The 16,189-nt window shown below is 66.6% G+C and carries 16 protein-coding genes and 2 pseudogenes; 10 read left to right on the top strand and 8 right to left on the bottom strand.

The window, feature by feature from the left end; all coding sequences use genetic code 11:
- The first annotated feature begins 567 nt into the window (after positions 1–567).
- Together ABI214_RS15120 and ABI214_RS15115 are read left to right on the top strand one after the other, a co-directional pair.
- Complete coding sequence (locus tag ABI214_RS15120) at positions 568–2,121, top strand: long-chain-fatty-acid--CoA ligase (protein WP_348603342.1); 1,554 nt, start codon at positions 568–570, stop codon at positions 2,119–2,121.
- 270 nt (positions 2,122–2,391) lie between these two features.
- On the top strand, positions 2,392–3,744 hold the full coding sequence (locus ABI214_RS15115) for an MFS transporter (RefSeq protein ID WP_408587035.1): 1,353 nt from the start codon (positions 2,392–2,394) through the stop codon (positions 3,742–3,744).
- Between the two features lie 211 nt (positions 3,745–3,955).
- Here ABI214_RS15115 and ABI214_RS15110 read toward each other — a convergent pair.
- Positions 3,956–4,159: pseudogene (locus ABI214_RS15110) on the bottom strand (transposase); the annotation flags it as partial.
- 115 nt (positions 4,160–4,274) lie between these two features.
- Here ABI214_RS15110 and ABI214_RS15105 point away from each other — a divergent pair.
- Together ABI214_RS15105 and ABI214_RS15100 are read left to right on the top strand one after the other, a co-directional pair.
- Positions 4,275–5,668: pseudogene (locus ABI214_RS15105) on the top strand (IS1380 family transposase).
- Positions 5,669–5,873: 205 nt separating this feature from the next.
- Positions 5,874–6,728, top strand: coding sequence for an LLM class flavin-dependent oxidoreductase (locus ABI214_RS15100; protein WP_348603340.1), 855 nt, complete (start codon positions 5,874–5,876; stop codon positions 6,726–6,728).
- A 16-nt stretch (positions 6,729–6,744) separates the two neighbouring features.
- Here ABI214_RS15100 and ABI214_RS15095 read toward each other — a convergent pair whose 3' ends face one another.
- From ABI214_RS15095 to ABI214_RS15080, 4 genes are read right to left on the bottom strand one after another with little or no spacing between them, the layout of a single operon-like run.
- Entirely contained in the window at positions 6,745–7,731 is a 987-nt protein-coding gene (locus tag ABI214_RS15095; protein WP_348603339.1) for a glycine betaine ABC transporter substrate-binding protein, read from the bottom strand.
- A gap of 1 nt (position 7,732) precedes the next feature.
- Complete coding sequence (locus tag ABI214_RS15090; RefSeq protein WP_348603338.1) at positions 7,733–8,494, bottom strand: ABC transporter permease; 762 nt, start codon at positions 8,492–8,494, stop codon at positions 7,733–7,735.
- Positions 8,491–9,705: an ABC transporter ATP-binding protein gene (locus ABI214_RS15085; protein ID WP_348603337.1), complete on the bottom strand. Its 1,215-nt coding sequence runs from the start codon at positions 9,703–9,705 to the stop codon at positions 8,491–8,493. The genes ABI214_RS15090 and ABI214_RS15085 overlap by 4 nt, the downstream gene beginning before the upstream one ends.
- Positions 9,698–10,354, bottom strand: coding sequence for an ABC transporter permease (locus tag ABI214_RS15080; RefSeq protein ID WP_348603336.1), 657 nt, complete (start codon positions 10,352–10,354; stop codon positions 9,698–9,700). The genes ABI214_RS15085 and ABI214_RS15080 overlap by 8 nt, the downstream gene beginning before the upstream one ends.
- Before the next feature lie 260 nt (positions 10,355–10,614).
- Between ABI214_RS15080 and ABI214_RS15075 the strand changes: the two genes are divergently transcribed.
- From ABI214_RS15075 to ABI214_RS15065, 3 genes are read left to right on the top strand one after another with little or no spacing between them, the layout of a single operon-like run.
- Complete coding sequence (locus ABI214_RS15075) at positions 10,615–11,082, top strand: SRPBCC domain-containing protein (RefSeq protein WP_348603335.1); 468 nt, start codon at positions 10,615–10,617, stop codon at positions 11,080–11,082.
- Positions 11,079–11,417, top strand: coding sequence for an ArsR/SmtB family transcription factor (locus ABI214_RS15070; RefSeq protein WP_348603334.1), 339 nt, complete (start codon positions 11,079–11,081; stop codon positions 11,415–11,417). The genes ABI214_RS15075 and ABI214_RS15070 overlap by 4 nt, the downstream gene beginning before the upstream one ends.
- Before the next feature lie 19 nt (positions 11,418–11,436).
- Positions 11,437–11,880, top strand: coding sequence for an SRPBCC family protein (locus tag ABI214_RS15065; protein ID WP_348603333.1), 444 nt, complete (start codon positions 11,437–11,439; stop codon positions 11,878–11,880).
- 80 nt (positions 11,881–11,960) lie between these two features.
- On the opposite strand, the gene ABI214_RS15060 is transcribed toward ABI214_RS15065, so the two are convergent.
- The 3 genes from ABI214_RS15060 to ABI214_RS15050 form a co-directional block, all read right to left on the bottom strand.
- Positions 11,961–12,353, bottom strand: a complete 393-nt coding sequence (locus tag ABI214_RS15060; RefSeq protein ID WP_348603332.1) for an RNHCP domain-containing protein — start codon at positions 12,351–12,353, stop codon at positions 11,961–11,963.
- A 19-nt stretch (positions 12,354–12,372) separates the two neighbouring features.
- Entirely contained in the window at positions 12,373–12,708 is a 336-nt protein-coding gene (locus ABI214_RS15055; RefSeq protein ID WP_348603331.1) for an RNHCP domain-containing protein, read from the bottom strand.
- Positions 12,709–12,968: 260 nt separating this feature from the next.
- Positions 12,969–13,562 (bottom strand): TetR/AcrR family transcriptional regulator, encoded by a 594-nt coding sequence (locus tag ABI214_RS15050; protein WP_348603330.1) that lies wholly within the window; start codon positions 13,560–13,562, stop codon positions 12,969–12,971.
- 101 nt (positions 13,563–13,663) lie between these two features.
- Here ABI214_RS15050 and ABI214_RS15045 point away from each other — a divergent pair, with 101 nt between their 5' ends.
- The 3 genes from ABI214_RS15045 to ABI214_RS15035 all read left to right on the top strand — a co-directional run bounded on the left by ABI214_RS15045 (position 13,664) and on the right by ABI214_RS15035 (position 16,154).
- Complete coding sequence (locus ABI214_RS15045) at positions 13,664–14,482, top strand: enoyl-CoA hydratase/isomerase family protein (protein WP_348603329.1); 819 nt, start codon at positions 13,664–13,666, stop codon at positions 14,480–14,482.
- The gene (locus ABI214_RS15040; RefSeq protein ID WP_348603328.1) at positions 14,479–15,249 is read left to right on the top strand and encodes an SDR family NAD(P)-dependent oxidoreductase; all 771 of its coding nucleotides are present in this window, start codon (positions 14,479–14,481) and stop codon (positions 15,247–15,249) included. The genes ABI214_RS15045 and ABI214_RS15040 overlap by 4 nt, the downstream gene beginning before the upstream one ends.
- 113 nt (positions 15,250–15,362) lie before the next feature.
- Complete coding sequence (locus ABI214_RS15035) at positions 15,363–16,154, top strand: SDR family NAD(P)-dependent oxidoreductase (protein ID WP_348603327.1); 792 nt, start codon at positions 15,363–15,365, stop codon at positions 16,152–16,154.
- The last annotated feature ends 35 nt before the right edge of the window (positions 16,155–16,189 follow it).

Here is a 16,189-nt window from a genome sequence, read left to right as displayed (position 1 = left end):
TCGGTGCGGTGATATTGCCGGCGCGGTTGCGCCGAGTGCACACCCGGTCGCGGTGGGCGCCACATGTTCATCGTCAGGAGGTTCGGGCCCGCGGCGTCCTCAGGTGATGGGGGCTTGAGCCGACGGGCCCGGGCGTGATCAGCGGAGCGCGCCTGATAACTGACAGACCGCGTGCAACAGTATGTCAACCCACCCGCGACACGGGGTCAATCCAATGATGCGCAGGTTCTATAACGTGATGCGCAACATAAGCGCGGTACGAAGTGTCGTACATCATCGGACACATTGCATCGGTGGTGCCTGGGTGAGCTCACCGGACTCCGCTCTCTGCATATGGGTCAATCGGGGCCGGAGCGTGCGAAGGCCGCACACGGCGATTTCGGTCGGCCAACCCGGCTACGCCTTTCGGCACCAAGCCTGGCGAAGCTGCAGATCCACCGCTGGCCGCGACACACCAGCCAGTTCCGTGTTCGGCTGATCCTGACCAACACCCTTACATCACAACATGATCCGCGCACCACATTGCACCCGCCATGACCGCGTTACCACACCGAGAGAGAAAAACACATGCTCAATCTGTCCATGCTCCTGGAGGATTCCGCTCGTCGGTATCCAGACCGTGACGCGCTCGTCCACGGCGAACAGCGATTCACCTATGCCCAGGTCGACACCATTTCGAATCAGGTAGCCAACCTTCTCGTCTCGATCGGGATCCAGTCCGGTGACAAGGTGGCAATTTCCCTTCCGAACGTGCCGTGGTTTCCGATCCTTTACTGCGGAATCCTCAAAGCCGGCGCGGTCGTGGTACCTCTGAATATTCTGCTCAAGGGCCGTGAGATCGCTTATCACCTGACCGATTCGGATGCCAAGGCGTACTTCTGCTTCGAGGACACCTCGGACCTGCCGATTGCCGAGTTTGCCCGGGAGGGATTCGACAACGCCCCGGCCTGCGAGCATCTTTTCGTGGTCGGGGCAGACCGCGTGACTACTGGCGCGGGCATCACCCCGCTGGCGCAGGCGCTGGCCGATCAGCCCAGCGAGTTCGAGAGTTCGCTGCGTGAGGCCACCGACACCGCGGTGATTCTGTACACCAGCGGTACCACCGGCCAGCCCAAGGGCGCCGAGTTGACGCACTCGAACATGGTGCTGAATGCGCTGACGGCCAACCGTCTATTCGACTCGCAGCCCAGCCGGCACGACACGCACCTGACGGCGCTACCGCTCTTCCACACCTTCGGTCAGACGGTGAACATGAATTCGGCGTTCTCGGTGGCGGCGACGTTGATCCTGTTGCCGAGGTTCGATGCTCAGTCCGCCCTGCAGATCATGAACGAACAGGACGTGACTGTCTTCGCGGGCGTTCCGACCATGTACTGGGGGTTGCTCAAGGCCCTCGACACGCTCGACGAGGGAATCGACATCGAACGGATCGCCAAAAATCTGCGCAAGGCGATCTCCGGGGGAGCGTCGATGCCGGTCGAGATCCTCAAGCAGTTCAAGGAGCGCTTCGGGGTTCAGATCCTCGAAGGCTACGGACTCTCGGAAACATCACCGCTCGCGGTGTTCAGCGACTCCGAGCGGGAACCCCGACCCGGGTCGATCGGCACTCCTGTCTGGGGCGTGCAGGTCCGTTTGGTCGATTCCGAGTGGAACACCGTGCTCGGAGAAGACGTAGTTGGGGAAATCGCAATTCGCGGCCACAACGTGATGAGGGGCTACTACAACCGGCCCGGCGCCACTGACGAGGTGATGCGCGACGGCTGGTTCCGCAGCGGGGACCTCGCCCGCCGAGACGAGGACGACTTCTACTACATCGTCGACCGGGCGAAGGACATGATCGTGCGCGGCGGGTTCAACGTGTACCCGCGGGAGATCGAGGAAGTGCTCATGACCCACGAGGCCGTCTCGCTGGCAGCGGTGGTCGGAGTACCGCACGAAAGTCACGGTGAGGAGGTCAAGGCCTTCATCATTCTCGACAAGGATGCGGAAATCTCCGAAGGGCAGCTGATCGACTGGGCCAAGCCGCAGATGGCCGCCTACAAGTACCCGCGTCTGGTCGAGTTCGTCACGTCATTGCCGATGACCGCCACCGGAAAGATCCTCAAACGCAGCCTCGCCTGAAGCCGAGTGTATGCAGGCACACCCCGGCGATTTGCAGCGAACCACGTCGCGATTCTGCTGATCGCTGTCGGTTCAGTTATCAACTCCATTTGGGAGCAAGCCGGCTGGGTGAGAGCGATCCGTTCGCTCCCTCCGATCTCGCACGCCCAGCAGTTGCAAAGATCCCAAGCGTGCAGGTCGAAACGTGCCGAGGCCGGGCAGTGGCGTCGTCCGACGCGGCTGTCTTCTTGCCGGCAGATTCCCTCGACTACATCCCGATTAGGAGCATGCATAATGCTGCCAACCACTTCCGGTGAACACCCGGCTGTCACATCAGTCGCGGGTACGAGGGCCCGGTCGAGCAGGTATCCGTGGATAGTCTTCGCGCTGACCTTCGGACTGATGCTCTCGGACTTCATGTCCCGGCAAGTTCTCAGTGCCGTCTTCCCGTTCTTGAAAACCGAATGGACGCTGACTGATTCCCAGCTTGCCTCGCTCTCCAGCGTCGTAGCGCTCATGGTCGGCCTGCTCGCCCTGCCGTTGTCGTTGTTGGCAGATCGGTGGGGCCGGGTCAAAAGCCTGACCCTCATGGCCGTTCTCTGGAGCGTAGCTACCCTGTTGTGCGCCCTGGCCACCAGTTACGAACAGCTGCTCGGCGCCCGCTTCCTCGTCGGAGTCGGCGAGGCCGCCTACACGAGCGTCGGTATCGCAGTCGTGCTCAGCGTCTTCGCACCCCGACTGCACGACACCCTCAGCGGGGCCCTTTTCGCCGGCGGATCGTTCGGGTCGGTGATCGGCGTCGCCTTCGGGGGTGCCATCGCCGTCCACTTGAGCTGGCGCTGGTCGTTCGCAGCCATGGCGATCTTCGGCTTGATCTTGGTGGCGCTCTATCGTGCCCTGGTCACCGAACGCAAGCTGGCGATCCGCGCCACCACCGACGACGTGGCCGCGGGCACTGTCGCGAAACCGGAGGGATACCGCGCTCCGTTGTCGAGTCTTTTCACCAACCCGGCGGTCTTGTGCGCCTACATCGGTGGCGGACTCCATCTGTTCACCGCTGGAGTGTTGCTGTCATGGCTACCAAGCTTCTTCAACCGCTACTACGGCTTCGCTCCGGCCAAAGCAGGGCTGACGGCGTCAATCTTCGTGTTGCTTGTGGGTAGTGGCATGGTGATCTGCGGCATCATCACCGACCGTGTCAGTCGGACCGACACGAGCCACAAGTGGACCGCAGCCATCGCCTTCTGCGTAACGTCGCTCGTATTCCTGACGGTAGGATTTCGGGTCGGTACAGGGAACACGCAGATGGTCCTGATCGGAATCGGCGCCTTCTTCTCCGGCGGGGCATCCGGCGCATCCGGCGCGATGGTAGCGAATCTCACGCACTCCTCCGTCCGAGCCTCCGCAATGGGTGCTCTCGCCGTTGCCTACAACCTGCTGGGCATGGCACTGGGGCCATTCGTCGTAGGTGTCCTCGCCGATCGTCTTGGTCTGCTCGGGGCTCTGCAACTCTCCCCGCTGGTCTACCTCGGCGCGATCGCCGCATTGGTCGCCGGCAAGCGTCTCTACCCGGCCGGGGTTCGCAAGTTTGACGCGTTGATGACGGGACAAGCGAGCCCTAAAGTCCTGCGCCCAACGTCATGACCGCCTGAGATCGGTCGATACCTCGCGCAGCGACCTGAACGAACCTGCGCACATTCCGGTACGAAACTGTTCCTCCATACCTGAACCATCGAAGACAGACGTCAACGGCGGTAAAGGTTGTGCGCCCCGGCCTGGCTTCCCTCCAGCCGGGGCAGCACGAGGCCATCACTGATTCGAACAGGTGTGGCCGTCCTGACCCTTTGGTGGGCGATTAACGTTGTGGCAAAGCTGGGCACGCCCCTCCTCGTGTCAGTGTCGCCATCGCAATCAAGGCCTCTGGGCTGTGAAATCCGTAGGATCGCTTCGTCAGTGACCGCAGGTGGGTGTTGTTAGCCCCGACGCGGGCATTGGACAGGTCGTATTCGATTGCGTTGAGGATCTCGCGCCGATAGCGAGCGATGCTCTTAGCCTCGGGCTTTCACGGTAGTTCGCAAGGTCCGTTATGTCGTTCATGAAGAAAGGTGCTCTGAACTGCAAGAATATGACTTGCTGAGGGTCATGTTCGTGCGAGTTCGAGGAGCACCTTTCTGGTGGGCAAGTCTACGTCCTGTTACCCGTCGTTGGTCGCAGACGCAGCCGGATCGGGCGTGGTCGCGCACGCCGGAGCGGTGTTGCTGCTGCGGACCGCCGAGAAAACCCGGCTGATCAGCGCGTTGTCGACCGCGTTGTCTCCATGGCGGAAGCCCTTGTCCCGCCACGATCCGGGCAAAATCGTGTTGGATCTCGCGGTCACGCTCGCGCTCGGCGGCGACTGCCTGGCCGACATCGCGCAGTTGCGGGCGCACCCGGAGGTGTTCGGTCCGGTCGCCTCCGATCCGACGGTGTCGAGGCTGGTCACCGCTCTCGCTGCAGACCCCGGCGCCGCCCTCACCGCGATCGAGGGTGCCCGCGCCGAGGCACGACGCGGCGCATGGGTCACAGCCGGAGACCGGACTCCCGATCACGACATCGACGAACGACATCCGATGATCGTCGATCTCGACGCCACCCTGGTGACGGCCCACTCCGAAAAGGAACAAGCCGCACCAACATTCAAGCGTGGATTCGGATTCCACCCCTTGTGCGCGTTCGTCGACCACGGCCCGGACGGCACAGGCGAGCCGGTGGCGATGTTGCTGCGGCCCGGAAACGCCGGCTCGAACACCGCCGCCGACCACATCGCCGTCGTCAAGAAGGCGCTGGCGCAACTGCCCTTCGACCCGGGCTACCGGGTCGGGCGAAAGGTGTTGATCCGCACCGATGGCGCCGGTGGCACCCGCCAGTTCGTCGACTACCTGACCAAACGGAAGCTGTCGTACTCGATCGGGTTCGGGCTTACCGACACGATGACCGCGGCGGTCGAGATGATCCCGAACGACGCGTGGACGCCCGCCTACGACGCCGACGGGCGCGTTCGCGAAGGGGCGTGGTCGCCGAACTCACCGGGCTACTCGACCTGTCGGGCTGGCCGGACGGGATGCGCGTGATCGTCCGCAAGGAACGACCGCATCCCGGTGCGCAACTGAGGTTCACCGATTCCGACGGACTGCGGTTGACAGCGTTCGTCACGAACACCCGCCGCGGCCAACTGCCGGATCTCGAACTACGGCATCGCCGGCGGGCTCGCTGCGAGGACCGGATCCGGACGGCGAAAGACACCGGTCTGCAGAACCTTCCACTCCGCGGGTTCGACCAGAACAGGATCTGGCTCGAGATCGTGCAGTTGGCCTGCGAGCTGACCGCGTGGACACAGATGCTCGCCTTCGACACCGAAGACGCCAGGCGGTGGGAACCCAAACGCCTACGGCTCCGCCTGTTCCACATCGCCGGCCGACTCGCCCGGCATGCCCACCGAATTCACCTACGGCTCTCCTCGAACGCACCCCACGTCGACTTACTGGTCACCGCGATCACACGCCTGACGAAACCGACCTCGGTGACCTGAACAGCGAAAACCCGCCCAGTCGAGACGAAAGGACCACCGACCATCGGAGCCGTGGACCCCGACGCCACCCGACCGCATCGGGCACCTTCTCCTGTCCCGAAGCAGAAACACCCAATCCGAAACCGCTCAGGCCAGCACGCGTGACTCACGAAAGATCGAGGCTAAGGTTGGGAGAGGGGCCTCCGACACCGCGAAGGAGTCCGCAATGCCCGACTACGGCAACGAGATCCGCTTCGGCTGGTTCCTGATCCCGGACGCGCACATGCCCCGGGCCGCGCTCGACACCGCCGCCGTCCTCGACCGCGCCGGCTTCGACCTCGTCGGCGTCCAGGACCACCCCTACCAGCGGGAATTCCTCGACGCCTGGACGCTGCTGTCCGCGATCGCCGCCCGCACCGAGCAACTGTCCGTGTTCCCCGATGTCGCGAACCTGCCCCTGCGCCCGCCGGCGGTGCTCGCGAAGGCGGCGGCCAGCCTCGATCTGATCTCCGACGGCCGGGTCGAACTGGGCCTGGGCACCGGTGCGTTCTGGGACGGGATCGCCGCGATGGGCGGTCCGCGCCGCTCCGCCGGCGAGTCCGTGCGGGCGCTGCGGGAAGCCGTCTCGGTGATCCGGCTGATGTGGAGTGGCGAGCGGTCGATCCGGTTCGACGGCGACTTCTACTCCGTGGACGGGGTGCACCCGGGGCCCGTTCCCGCCCATCCGATCGGTGTCTGGATCGGCGGCTACAAACCCCGCATGCTCCGATTGGTCGGCGAGATCGGCGACGGCTGGCTGCCCACGCTCGGCTACATCGACGACGCCGGAATCGCCACGGCGAGCGCGACTATCGACGACGCCGCCACTGCGGCGGGCCGGGACCCGGCGAGCATCCGCCGGGTCCTCAACGTCGGCGGCGACATCCCCCTCGAGGATCTCCCGCGGCGCCTGTCCTCCCTCGCGCTCGACCACGGCATCGACACCTTCATCCTCGGCGGGCACCCCACCGAGGAGTCACTGACCTACCTCGCGCAGGAGGTCTTCCCCCGGGTGCGAGACGGCGTCGCCGCCGGACGCTGAGGGAAGCGCGCGGGTCTCACGTCTCGGCCGTGACGAACCCCTGCTCGACCAGCCATTGCCGCGCCACCGCCGCGGGGTCCTTGCCCTCGACATCCACCTGGCGGTTCAGTTCGGTGATCGCCTCGTTCGTCAGGATCGCCGAGATCGGCGCCATGACCTGGGCGACCTGCGGGTGGTCCTTCGCGAAGTCCTCACGCATCGTCAGGGCCGGGTTGTACTTCGGGAAGAACTGGCGGTCGTCCTCGAGCACCACCAGGTCCAGCGCCGCGATCCGACCGTCGGTCGTGAACACCTCACCGAACTTGCACTGGCTGCCGTCGGCCGTGGCCTGATAGATGATGCCGGTCTGCAGGATTCGGCGTTCGACGCGTGCAGGGTCGAACCCGTAGGCCGCGGCCATGCCGGGGAATCCGTCCTGCCGGACGTTGAACTCGGTCTCGACGCACGTCACCGCCGCACCCGGATCCCGCTCCACCAGCGCAGCGTAGTCCGAGAGCGTGCGCACCCCGGTCTCGGCGGCGGTCTTCTGGCTGGTGGCCAGCGCGTACGTGTTGTTCATCGGCGCCGGCTCGGTCCACACCATGCCGTTGCGTTCGAGATCCTCGTCGCGGACCGCCTCGAACTGGGCATGCGAATCGGGGATCGGGTGCTCGTGACCGAGGTAGTTGATCCAGCCCGTCCCGGTGTACTCGTAGCTCACGTCGATCTGCCCGTTCAACTGTGCGTCGCGAGTGCTGTTGGAGCCCTGGATGTTGGTGAGGTCCCGGACGTCGGCGCCGGCGGCGGACAGGGCGAACTCGATGATGTAGCCGAGGATGACCTGCTCGGTGAAGTCCTTGGAACCGACGGTGATCCGGACCCCCTCGAGCTCGGACACCGGTTGGATGCTGCCGGGCCCCACCTTCAGCGGGACCGCACCACCGGATTCGAGGCCGCACCCGACCAGCAGAGTCGCGGCGAGGGCGAGCACACCACCCGCGAGCACGTGTCGTTTCACGTTCATGTCAGCGCAGCCCCTTCGGACCGAGGAAGGTCTCCGCGAGCGCCCCCACCCAGTCGACCAGCAGTGCCAGCGCGACGGCCAGGACCGCGCCGACGACGAGGGTCACGTTGTCGCGCAGCTTGTATCCGGTGTCGATGAGGATGCCGAGCCCGCCCGCACTCACCAGGAAGCAGAGCGTCGCCGTGCCGACGGCGAGGACGAGCGAGGTACGCAGTCCCGCCAGGATGTACGGAACGGCGAGCGGGAACTCCACCCGGCGCAGGACCGTCAGCGCCGACATCCCCTGTCCGCGACCGGCGTCGACGAGCGTGGGATCGACCTCCTGGTAGCCCAGGATCGTGTTCCGCAGCACCGGCAACAGCGAGTAGAACGCGATGGGCAGCACGCCGATCCAGAATCCCGTCGTCCGCGTCGCGAGGTAGAACAGCACCAGCAGGCCGATCGCCGGCGCCGCGGCGCCGACATTCGCGATGCCGACGAAAATCGGTGCCAGAAAGGTGAATCCGGGACGGGTCAACAACGTGCCGAGCGGCACGGCGAGCACCAACACGATGAGGACCACGACGACCGTGATGAGCACGTGCTGCCACGTCAGCGTCGCGATGTTGCCGACGTTGATGCTCGCCTTCTGGGTCGCGGTCAGCTCCCGGGTGAACGCCCAGCCCAGCACACCGCCGACCAGCAGGAGCACCAGCACGGGCTGCACGAGCAGCCGCAGGTGTTCCGCCCGTCTTTCCGCCTGCTGCGCTGTCGGAGTCGTCATTTCGACGATTCCTCGGTGACGTCGTCCGACGTGGCCGCGGCGGCGTGATCGTCGGCGTGCTCCTCGCGGACCTCCTGCAGCGTGTGGACGAGCGTGTCGATCGTGACGATTCCGACGTACTCGCCGCGACGACCGGTCACGGCCGCCGACGCACTGGCCTGCATGAGAAGCGCCTCGAGCGCGTCCTGCAGCGTCGACGTCACCGAGACGTTCTCTCCGACCGGATCGCCGACGTCCTCGAGCGATCCCGCCGACGCCAGGTGCTCGGGTGCGACCCAGCGCAGCGGGCAGTCGCGCCGATCCAGGATCAGGCCCCAGTGCGCCTCCTGCGCCGCGAGCTCGCGGCGCAGGTCGGCGACCGAACCGTCCTGATACGCGGTGGGGCACTGCGCCAACTCGATGTCACTCACCCGGGCGAGCGTGAGCTGCTTGAGCGAGGCGTCGGCGCCGATGAAGCCGGCGACCATGTCGTTGGCGGGATTCGCGAGGATCGCCTCCGGAGTGTCGTACTGCATGATGTGGGACTGACTGCCCAGCACCGCGATCCGATCGCCGAGCTTGACCGCCTCGTTGAAGTCGTGGGTGACGAACACGATCGTCTTGCCGAGCTCGGATTGCAGCCGCATCAGCTCGTCCTGCAGCAGACCGCGGGTGATGGGATCGACCGCGCCGAACGGCTCGTCCATGAGCAGCACCGGCGGATCCGCGGCCAAGGCCCGGGCGACTCCGACGCGCTGCTGCTGACCACCCGACAACTGACGCGGGTAGCGGCCGCGGTAGGTGTCGGGGTCCAGGCCGACGAGGTCGAGCATCTCGTCGACCCGCGCGGAGGTCCGCTTCCTGTCCCACCCGACCAGACCCGGCACCGTCGCAACGTTCTTGGCGACCGTGAGATGCGGGAAGAGACCGGCCTGCTGGATCGAGTAGCCGATGCCGCGGCGCAGCCGGTCTGGGTCGATCGAGTGGGTGTCGCGCCCGCCGATCGTGATCTTCCCCGACGTCGGCTCGATGAGACGGTTGATCATGCGCATCGTCGTGGTCTTGCCACAGCCGGACGGCCCGACGAACACGACCGTCTCACCTGCGGGAATGGTCATCGACACGCCGTCGACGGCGGCGTCGGCCTGACCGGGGTACTGCTTGACGACGTCGTCGAGCACGATCTCGACGCCCTTGCCGGTGCGGTGTTCGGCGGGTAGCAGGTCAGTCACGGATCCCCCTCGAAGTGGTGAGGCGCCCGACGAGGACCAGCAGTCCGTCGAGGACGAGCGCCAGGATGACGATGAGAACGGTGCCGGTGAGCGCCTGCGGCACCGCCGTCGGGCTGCCCACGCGGGAGAGCCCGGAGAAGATCAGGTTCCCCAGGCCGGGCCCCTTCGCGTACGCGGCGATCGCGAGGATGCCCATGAGCATCTGGGTGCTCACCCGGATGCCGGCCAGGATCGACGGCCAGGCCAGCGGCAGCTCGATCCGACCCAGCACGTGCAGCCGACCCATGCCGACGCCTTTCGCGGCGTCGGTGATCGCCGGATCGACCGAGGCCAGGCCGATGATCGTGTTCCGGATGATCGGCAGCAGCGCGTACAGCACCAGCGCCGTCACCGTGGGCGGCACACCCAGACCGAGAATCGGGATGAGAAGGCCCAACAGCGCGAACGACGGCAACGTCAGGATCGTGCTCGCGAGACCCGTCGCGACGGCCGATCCGATGGGGCTGCGGTACACCGCGATTCCGATCAGGACCGCGATGACGCCGGCGATGATCACCGACTGCACGACGGCACTGACATGGAGATACGAGTCGGTGAGCAGCTGTTGCCGCCGCTCGGACACGAAATCCCACAAGGTCTGGAAATCCAATCCAGCCCCTCCCTTCAGCCGCGAAAGACCCCAGCAAACAGGGCGTCCGCTCACTGCGGACGGGCCTTCACAGGGCAGCGCGGCGCTGCGCGTGGTGTCCACATTGCCCGGGATCGCACCGTTCTGCACGGGAACTGCGAATCGCGGGTGGCCCGCGCGGCGGTCCACCCGCCGCGAAAAAGCGCAACATTTGGTTGCGCATGCAGCCTCGGGTCGGATAGCCTTACGTGCAACCAAAGGTTGCGAAAGAGGGAGACGACGTGGAGTACGGACGCATCGAGCGCTCGATGTACGTCGAAGCCACGCCCGACGTGGTTTACGAAGTCATCAGCAGTCCCGAGCACTTGAAGGAGTGGTGGCCCGACGAGGTCGTCGACCTGGAGCCGGTCCCCGGCTCCGTCGGCGAACTCGTGTGGGGCGACAGAACCTCGCCCGACGGGCACGTCGCCCGGATCACGGTGGTCGATGCTCAGCCACCCCGGTTGTTCTCCTTCCGCTGGGCTCACCTGACCGACGAGGCGGCGGTCCCCGACAACTCCCTGTTGGTGACCTTCGAGCTCGCCCCCTCGCGAGAGGGCACGACGGTCCGGATGACGGAAACCGGGTTCCGCGAGATGGGTTGGGAGATCGCCGTTCTCGAGGAGCAGTACCACTCGCACATCGAGGGGTGGGACCGGTATCTACCTCGACTCGTCGAGTACGCCGGCCGACAGGGCGCGAGCCGATGAACTCCGTTGTCGACGACGACCTCTGGTCCGCGATAGGGGACCCGACACGGCGGCGAATGCTCGACCTGCTGCTGGCCGACGGCGAGGGGACGGCGACCACCCTCAGCGAGCAGCTACCGGTGACCCGCCAAGCTGTCGCGAAGCACCTCGGCGTTCTCGACCGCGTCGGCTTGGTGCATGCGACGCCCGTGGGCCGGGAGAGGCTCTACCGGGTCGACGACGCACAACTCGCCCGCGCCGTAGCGCAGCTCAATTCGGTGGGGTCGACGTGGGACGCCAGGCTCCAGCGCATCAAGCGGATCGCAGAAGCAATCCAACGCAACAGTCAGAAGTGAGAAGAGAGAGGAACTCGAAATGGTCGACATTCTGCACAGGGTCGGGATCAAGTCGTCCTCTGTCGACGATGTCTACGCGGCGTTGACGACGGTCGACGGGCTTGCCGGCTGGTGGGCCAGCAATACGGACGGCGACCCGAATATCGGAGGGACACTCCGATTCCGCTTCGGAGAGGGCGGAATCGATCTGAAGGTGATCGAGCTCCAGCCCGCGAAACGAGTGGTGTGGGAGTTCATCGAAGGGCCGGCGGAGTGGATCGGCACCCGGGCGGTGTGGGATCTCCGACGCGACGGCGACTACACCATCGTCCTCTTCGCACAGGAGGGATGGAAGGAACCCGTGGAGTTCATGCACCACTGCAGCACCAAATGGGCGCTCTTCCTGATGAGCCTGAAGTCTCTGGTCGAAACCGGCACGGGCGCACCGGATCCCCGCGACGTCAAGATCGACGACTGGAACTAGAGCACGTCTCCAGGAGAGGGTCGTCAGGGGCGGTGTCGAGCTTCACCGGCCGCGCGGCACGGACTACCTCGACGAACGCATCAGCGGATCCGGTCGAGGAGAGACAGCGGGCGCACCGCGATGCGCACCAGTGCGAGCGGATTGTCGTCGCCCGCGGCACGGTTGGCGCCCATCGCACCGCACGCGCTGCACCGGTGGATGATCACCCATTCGCCGCCGCCGCGCACCGAGATCGAGATCGGGTCCATCCGCCCGCCGCACGACGACGCACGGTCGCCGGGCAGATCCCCGTCGACGTGCCTGCTGCACAGGCACGTCGGACAGTGATTACGGTGCGCGGTGCCGGGGACCCACATCGGTACGTCCAATCCGCAACCGAGACAACGAAACGATGTCCCGCGGCGCGCGGGACCGTCCCGGTGTGCGGGTTTGGCACGCTGCGGACGCTCGGTTCTGCCGTTCCTGCGTGACACGTCGATCACCCCCGCCGCGTCAGAGCTGCGCGAGGTGCTCGAGCGGGAACGGCGGCTGCGCCAACGGTTTCACCGCGATGCGGATCAACAGGAGTTGGTTGTCGTCCTCGGCGACCGCGTGGGCGTCGAGGTGATCGCAGCCGGTACACCGGTGGATCAGCATCCAGTCGCCGTCGCGCAGGACGGCCACCGCGATCGGATGCGTGCGGGCACCGCACCGCCCGTGCCTGCCGGCCAGGCAGTTGGGGCAGTGGGTACGGGACCCGACGCTCGGCGCGGCCTCGGACACGGTGAGGCCGCAGCGGATGCAGGTGAAGGTGGACAGGTGTGAAATTGGTGTGCCACTGCGGGACACGGGAGTTCTCCTCTGTGAGATCGATCGGGCGGCAATGTCTGCCGAGCGCAATCGGTCCCGCGGAAGACTCACACCGGACAGGGGATCCGATGTCGGGTACGGATCACCGGTCCGAGCGATTCGCGGGATCGCGAAGAAGCTCGGCGGCTGTCCGGGGCATAGTTCACCACTTCCATGTGCGTAGGTGCCGGCACCGGGCCGGATGCGTGGAACCATAGGCAGTGCGCGTGCCGGCGCGCAATCGAATTACGCCGCCGAGGTCAGGGTGCGGCTATTCCGTCCAGCACGAGTCGGGCGAGGTAGTCCACGAGGTCGCCCTCGCTCCAGTCCGACCGCACGAGGGTCAGGGTCGTGAGCGCTCCGCGCAGCGTGTCCAGCACGAGGCCACCGTCCACGTCCGGCCTGATCTCACCGGCCGCGATCGCGCGGTCGAACACGTCGACGTATCTCGCCCGTACCGGTGCGATGAATCGCCGCTCGGCCTCGTCCTGGAGCGCGGGATCGGCGACCATGTCGGCGATCAGTCCCGGCATGCCACACCGATATTCGGGGAGCAACTGGAGTGCGACCATGTCCCGCACCATCGCGGTGAACGTCTCGGCGAACGGGGCGCCCTCCGGAATGGCGCTCGCCGACAGCGGCTCCCGCCGGAACAGGGTCTCCTGCACAAGCGCCGCCTTGCTGCCCCACCACTGGTACAGCAGCGGGCGCCCGACGTCGGCCCGGCGCGCGACGGCGGCGAACGTGAGCGCCTCGTAGCCGGCCTCGACCAGCAGCTCCGCGGTCGCGTCGAGCACCGCCCGGTGGCGGGCCGGATCGCGCGGCCTCCCCCGCGTGGGGCCGTTCCCCTCCAAGGCGACTCCGTTCTCGAGAACTACTGACAAATTACCTTACATCGTGTAAGCGTAATAGTCGGACGAATCGACGCCCACGTTCCGAACGATGCGGAGCCCGAATGACTTTGATCGACGTTGGACGGCCGGCCCCGGCCGTCGTCACCGTGACCCTCGACCGCCCCGAGCGGCTCAACGCCCTGAGCTTCGCGCTGGTCGAGGAACTGCACGCCGCGCTCACCGCGCTCGAGCGCGACAACACCTGTCGCGTGGTGATCCTCACCGGGGCCGGGCGCGGCTTCAGCGCCGGCCTCGACCTGAAGGACCCGACACGGACGGCACCGACCGCGGACGGCCTCGCGGGGCCCGCGGCCGGGATGCGCACCCAGGAGTACATCGCCTCGCTCGTCCCCCGCCTCCAGCGCCTCCCCCAGACGGTGATCGCCGCGATCAACGGTCCGGCGTTCGGCGGCGGACTGGCGCTGGCGGCCGCGTGCGACCTGCGGATCGCCTCGGCCTCGGCGAGATTCGGCGTGCAGTTCATCAAGATCGGCATCTCCGGCTGCGACATCGGGATCAGCTACACCCTGCCGCGACTGATCGGCGCCGGACGTGCCGCCGAGTTGATCACCACCGCCCGGGAGTTCGACGCCACCGAGGCCGAGCGGATCGGGTTCGTCACCCGCGTCGTGCCCGACGCCGAACTACTCGACGCGGCACTGGAACTCGCGGACACCCTGTGCGGTCACAGCCCGTTCGCACTGTCGATGACCAAGCAGGTCCTCACCGCGAACGCCTCCGCCGGCAACGTCGACGCCGCGATCGCCCTCGAGAACCGCACCCAGATCCTGGCCGGCACCGGCGGCGAGTTCGCCGAGGCCGCCGCCGCATTCATCGAACACCGCGCGCCCGCCTGGGCTCGGACAGGAGACGACGCATGAACCGCGACAAGTTGAACCAGCTCTTCGACCTCTCCGGCCGCACCGCGGTCGTCGCGGGCGGCACCCGCGGCATCGGCTTGGCGATCGCCGAGGGGTTCGCGGCCGCCGGCGCCGACGTCGTCGTCGCCAGCCGCAAGGCCGACGCGTGCATCGAGGCCGCGCGGCATCTGCGGGAGATCGGCGGCAAGGCGATCGGAATCGCGACGCACATGGGTGAACTCGACGATCTCACGGCACTGGCGGAAGGGGCGGCGGCCGAGTTCGGGGGCATCGACATCCTGGTCAACGCCGCGGCCAATCCGCTCACCCTGCCGCTGGGCGAGTTCACCCCGGAAGCCTGGACCAAGTCCTACGACGTGAACCTGCGTGGCCCGGTGTTCCTGACCCAGGCGGCGCTGCCCTACCTCGAGGCCAGCAGACACGCCGCCGTCATCAACGTGATCTCGGTGGGCGCGTTCATGTTCTCACCGAAGGTCGCGATGTACGCGGCCGGCAAGAACGCACTGCTCTCGTACACCCGATCCATGGCCGCCGAGTTCGCCCCGCGGGGGATCCGCGTCAACGCGCTCGCCCCCGGTTCGGTCGACACCCACATGGTCCGCAACAACCCGCCGGAGGCGATCGAGGCGATGCGGCAGATGTCGCTGCAGCAGCGCATCGCGGCCCCGGACGAGATGGTCGGCCCCGCAATGCTGCTCGCCTCCGACGCGGGGAGTTACATCACGGGGCAGGTGATCATCGCCGACGGCGGATCGGTGGTGCACTGACGGCGGTGTGACGCGTACCACTGAGCGAGAACAGCCCTTCCCTTCGGCCGTCGATCGCGCGATGGTCCGTCGTGGGCCGGACAGTCCGGCCTGCAACGGATTTCGGAGGACGCATGGCACGGCTCGATGGCAAGGTCGCGATCATCACCGGAGCGGCGCAGGGCATGGGAGCGGCCACGGCCCGACTGTTCGTCGCCGAGGGTGCGCGTGTGGCACTCGGTGACGTCCTGGAGGAGCAGGGCCGCGCCCTCGCCGAGGAACTGGGCGACGCGGCGTTCTTCGCCCCACTGGACGTGAGCAGCGAAAACGCGTGGTCGACGTTCACCGCGCAGACCGCCGAGCGCTTCGGAGCGATCGACATCCTCGTCAACAACGCCGGCGTGATGCACTGGGCGCCGATCGAGGACATCGACGTGGCCAGGACCGAACGTCTGCTCGACGTCAATGTTCTCGGAAACCTGCTGGGCGCCAAGGCCGTCGTGCCGATCATGAAGAAGGCCGGGCGGGGCGTGATCGTCAACATCTCCTCGGTCGACGGATTGCGCGGCGTCAACGGGCTCGCCGCCTACACCGCGAGTAAGTGGGCGGTGCGCGGCCTCACCAAGGCCCTCGCCTACGAGTTGGGTCCGGCGGGTATCCGCGTGTGCTCGGTGCATCCCGGCGGCGTCGACACCACGCTCGGCAATCCGGGCGGCCTGGTCGGCGACGACCTGCAGAGCAAGTACGTGGGTGTGCCGCTTCAGCGGATCGGCGAGTCGGAGGACATCGCGCGCGCCACGCTGTTCGTCGCCAGTGACGAGGCGTCGTACATCTCGGGCGCCGAACTGGCCGTGGACGGCGGCTGGTCTGCCGGCACCTACTACCCGGGTCTGCCGGGCACGCCTCCGGCGCTGCTGCCGAACTAGTACCTTCAGGCCGACCAGCGCGGTCCCGAGGGCGA

Source organism: Prescottella soli (assembly GCF_040024445.1).
In the GTDB taxonomy this organism is placed as follows: Bacteria; Actinomycetota; Actinomycetes; order Mycobacteriales; family Mycobacteriaceae; genus Prescottella; species Prescottella soli.
The sequence above is the reverse complement of the archived record's forward strand: the minus strand, read 5'-3'. Positions and strand labels throughout refer to the sequence as shown.